Origin of the sequence: Chroococcidiopsis sp. (assembly GCF_051657925.1) — a bacterium.
In the GTDB taxonomy this organism is placed as follows: domain Bacteria; phylum Cyanobacteriota; class Cyanobacteriia; order Cyanobacteriales; family Chroococcidiopsidaceae; genus Chroococcidiopsis.
The window spans coordinates 1-4,685 of the sequence record NZ_JBOFLP010000184.1 but is presented as its reverse complement, the minus strand read 5'-3'; the positions used below and the strand labels follow the sequence as shown (position 1 = coordinate 4,685).

Annotated in this window: 3 protein-coding genes and 2 pseudogenes; all 5 read right to left on the bottom strand. The window is 44.4% G+C overall.

Annotation, left to right across the window (positions count from 1 at the left end):
- Positions 1-282, bottom strand: a pseudogene (locus ACRC32_RS14960) (mechanosensitive ion channel family protein); the annotation flags it as partial.
- A gap of 105 nt (positions 283-387) precedes the next feature.
- A pseudogene (locus ACRC32_RS14955) lies at positions 388-1,429 on the bottom strand (AI-2E family transporter).
- A 62-nt stretch (positions 1,430-1,491) separates the two neighbouring features.
- Positions 1,492-1,977: a YihY/virulence factor BrkB family protein gene (locus tag ACRC32_RS14950; protein WP_438554718.1), complete on the bottom strand. Its 486-nt coding sequence runs from the start codon at positions 1,975-1,977 to the stop codon at positions 1,492-1,494.
- A 213-nt stretch (positions 1,978-2,190) separates the two neighbouring features.
- Positions 2,191-3,600: a mechanosensitive ion channel family protein gene (locus tag ACRC32_RS14945; RefSeq protein WP_438554717.1), complete on the bottom strand. Its 1,410-nt coding sequence runs from the start codon at positions 3,598-3,600 to the stop codon at positions 2,191-2,193.
- 2 nt (positions 3,601-3,602) lie between these two features.
- Positions 3,603-4,685, bottom strand: a 1,083-nt coding sequence (locus ACRC32_RS14940) for a baeRF7 domain-containing protein (protein WP_438554716.1), incomplete at its 5' end; no start/stop codon positions are given.

The following is a 4,685-nucleotide window of genomic DNA, read 5'->3' as shown; positions in this document are numbered from 1 at the left end:
GGCTACACCTGCTGTTACCAAACCGATTGCAGTAGCAAGCCGATTGGGGTTGTCAAACCAAATTTCTAGCAGCCCCAAGATTAACAATACTGCTGTAACTAGATTTAATCCCTGCCCAGCCCAGAACCAAATTCGTCCGTTGTAGCGATCGCGGATCGATTCTCTAATAAAAGCATTAGCGACACGACGCAGCAGCCAGAGGACAATGAGAAAGGCGATCGTGAATAATACCTTTAGCCCGATTTCGGTATTAAAGTTAATCAATTTAAAAACTTGCTCCAACTGTTGCCTCCTCTCTCAGATGCGATAAATAACATATATCCCACCAATGTAGAAGGCGACGATCGTCATTCCATCCCTATAAATGACTAACTCCTCTAAGACTTTTTAATTTTCGCCTTGCTGCATTTCTTTAATGTCGAATAAACTCACCAATGCGCCAGCCAACGGTACGGACAGAAAAACCCCCACTAATCCGGCAACTCTAGCTCCTATTAATAAAGCAAAGAACATAAACACTGGATTCATATTCAATGAACCTTGCATAATTCGCGGCATGAGTATGTTTTCTTCAACTTGCTGGAGCAAAACGCAACCGACTAATACTTTTAGGGCAAGCAAAATTCCTTGAGGTAACACAATCAGAGAAACTAGGGCAATTCCAATCGTAGCTCCAATCCCAGGAATGAGATCGAATACTCCCGCGATCGCGGCTAAAACTAAAGCAAAGGGTAAGTCTAAAACAATAAACACACCCCATACCGATACGCCGAAGAAAATGGATAGTAGTAGTCTTCCCCAAAAGAAGCCGATAAAGTTATGTTGAATTGCCTCGGTAATCTGGGGACAAAAATGTTCGGGAAAAGCTTTAAGAACAAAATTCCAAATTCGCTTGCCATCAAGTAGCATGAAAAAAGCAACAACTGCAATGATGACGAGATCGACAAAATTAGCTAGCAAGCCTTGCAAGGTAGTAAAACCCATGCCTACACCTGCTAGGGCTTGCTCTCTTAGCTGTTCTTCTAAGGTGCCAAAATCAACTTGGAAATTCCATTCTTTCAATTGATTTTGGAGCCAATCTAGTGAAGATACAATTTCATTGATAATGTGCGGGGCTTGTTCTAATAATTGTTGTGCTTGAGATAAAATGGCAAAACCTAGCGTACCAATCGCTCCTGCTACTATCAGTAGAGTCAGTAAAAAAACTAAAATAGCGGCAATCCCGCGAGGCAGAAACCGAGAAATCCACCGAACAGGGTAATTGAGTAAAAAAGCGATAATTTCCGCAAAGATAAAAGTTACAAAAACTGTTTCAAAATAAGCCAGAAATTGAGCGATCGCCCAACCGAGAGCAAACAACAACGCATAACGAATAAGCAAGCGCGTTATTCAGCCGTTCCCAAAAATGTTTGACGGTTGACTCATTCATAATTAGCTAGAATAAAAACCTATTTGTGAGAAAGTTTGACAGAAGGAGCGGTTTCAATTCATCTATCTACGGTGACGGTTTGGCAGCAGCAAACAAGCGATCGCTAATACCATGACAAAGGTTAGTAGGCGCTTACGCAGGAAGTTTATCAGTTTCTGTCCTGGGGCTGGTTCTACCTCCCAAATTCTATCCAAAGCATCTTGAATTTGGGCAAAAACTCCAGTCGCGCCAAAGATTAAAAAGCCGAGATTAAATAAAAGTCGAAACGTTCCCCCTTCAGTATCAGCCCGCAAATTTGCGATCGCTGTAGCAATCAATTCTGCTCCTTGTTCGCCAAATAATTGAGTTAACTGAGACACAATTTGCTCTTTAGCAGCAACTTCGCCAAAAACTGCCCCGACTATCATCATGATAATAACCAGCAACGGCGCGAGGGAAAATACCGTGTAATATGCTAGCGATGCTGCTAGTACAGATACTTCATTGAATTGACACTCAGAAATTGTCTCTTTTATTAACCGCCAAAACCATCTGAAATTTCTTGCCATTACCAATTTTGGATTTTAGATTTTGGATTGTTTAGGAGTTACGCACTTGAAGCTTTAAATCTAGATCCCCCCTAGCCCCCCTTAAAAAGGGGGGAATTAATATCCCGTTTTTTAGGTGTATCTTGTAAACTTGAAGTTTCTCTATAAATGCCTTAAAAAAGAAAGAACTAATGCCCCCTTTTTAAGGGGGTTGGGGGATCGAGAACGTGACTCCTATGAGGTTTTAGATTTTGGATTGTTTTTTGAATTTTCCGACTCCCGACTCTCGACTCCCGACTCCCGACTCCCGCTTCTTTGCTCAATCTTCGGTAAGTTGCGTAACTCTACTGTATAAATTTCATTAGGCATTTCAATTCCTGCTTGTTGCAATGCCTCTTTCATTGCCTGCGCTACTAGGGAAGTCATTTCTAAAAATGGCAAACGGCGAGAATTTACCCAAAATCTCACCTCAATATTGATCGTACTCGCACCTAGTTCGCGCACTAAAATGTCTGGCTTGGGTTCTGCTTCGACTCCGTTAACCCCCAAAACAGCATCATGCAAAATTTGTTTGACAGTATTAATATTTGCGTCATAGGCAACACCCACAATCACAGAACTGCGGCGACTTTCACAGGCAGTATTGTTAGTAATAATTGCCGTAAAAACTTCTTGATTGGGAATATAAACCACTCGTCCATCATAAGTCCGAAGAGTTGTTGCTCGCAGTTGTATTTGAGTCACCGCACCTTCAAATTCCCTAATTGCTATTTGATCGCCCAGGCGAAAGGGACGGGAAGCAAGCAAAATGATGCCGGAAAAGTAGTTACTTAAAACGTCTCGCAAGCTAAAACTAATTGCTACGCTGGTCAAGCCTAGCGTTCCCACTAAAGTAGCAAAATCCAACCCCAAGACACCCAAGGCAACGATCGCCCCTACTACCCACACGCCGCCATATACTAAACGACTGACCAAAATTTTCGAGTTACGATCCACTTCCCAACGTTGCGCCCCTACCAAAGTGAGGCGGCGCAAGATAGCGGCAATTAACCAAGCAGCAGCGATCGCTAATAACGCTCCCAAAACCGCAGGTAAATTATCGATCGCATCCCGCTGAAACTCTCGCAGCGTCACGAATAACCGTTGCCCAACATCAATTGCTAATGGCGGACGCTCGAACGCTTGGTTCAGTTCTGTTGCCCACTGCTGTGCTAACTTATCTACAGGTAGATTAAAATCTTGGGCATCTTGTTGCGTCACGGTCATTAATACCCGATTGCCGACTTGCAAGCTAGCAATCCCTCTTTCGGGATCGGGAACAACGGTGATGCTGTCAGTTGGTGACTGTGCCAAAATGCCAGCAATGCGCCGATTCACAATTTGCGCTCGTTCGGTGGCACTGAGCTGGGCTAAACTACCAATTTGAAGTACAGGCTGTCCTCTGACAATAACATCAGCAAAAAACAGCCCGTCGCTAGGAATTTCTTCTGGTGTGCTAGTTTGGGGTGTGGGTGTCGGAGAAACGTCCTCCTGGGTTAACCCTTTGCTGGCTGGTAAAAGTAGAAAAATGGCGATCGCGATCGCTGTGGGGATTCTACGGGTGATGAGTCTAGGACGATTGACTGGCAAAAACAGAGTCGGCATTTCTAATAACGTAACACCGCAACTAAAGGATGATCCCCAGGTACTTGTTCTGGTTCCACTGCATACACCGTACCGCCGTTGAAGAGTGTATGTAAAGCCGCTAAATCCAGCAGGTCTTCATCTCCTGGCTGATGTTCGTCACGTAACTCTACCTCACTCGTGTCAGGATGGAAGCGTCCCCACTTTTGTACGCCTACCGGAACAAACAAAGACTCAACTCGTTGGTAATAGGCAGATGAAACGACTTCCCGAATGTTAGTTGCGGTTTTTCCCGTGCCTGCTAGTTCTTGATAGCGTGCTATGGTTTCTTGTTGCGATCGCTCGAAATGAGGCTGTACGATCTCCCAAGCTAAGGCGTGTAATTCCTCTGCTTTGAGTTGGTCTGGATTTCCGGTCATGCCTTCATCTAGCAAGTAGGGATATGTGTTTGCCTGCTGATAAATTGGCAAGAGATAGTCAACACCTGCTAAAACTAAAGGCGATCGCCGATCTTTGAGTAACTCCTGCAAGCCAGTATCTACTTTGCGGAAATAGCGTAGTAAGTTGTCTTTTTGGTCGTCATTGCCAGCCCCTTGACCATGAAACATCGCAGCGCGATCTCCTCCTGTTCCACCCCCAGATGTCCCTGTATGAAACTGAAGGCTCTTTTCAGGGTCGTCGTACCGCAATGCCTGGGCAATACTAGTTGGCACGTCTTCTAACTCAATTTCGTTGACACTGTAGCGAGTCCCTTGGAATAATCTCACCTGGTTTTGACTCAACGCCAGGATGTAAAACTGTCCGTCACCAGTCAGCAATGGTAGTAAGGGCTTGAAGTGAAAGCGATCGCTAACTACTACCAGTTCGTCAAAATTGAGCGGCAAGCAATAATAGCCAAATAAATTCGCAGAGATGAAGATTGCTAATCCATGACTTTGATGCTGCCAAAATTGGTAATCGTCTAGTTTTTTCGCTCTTTCGAGCAAGTCTCTGGCATCTTGCGCTCGTATTCCAGTGGCAACCAATTTTTCTTCTGCTTGGCGCATGAGATTCTTGAATCGAATCGGGTCTTGTTGCGTCTGCGTACCAAGCTTATGAGTTGGCAT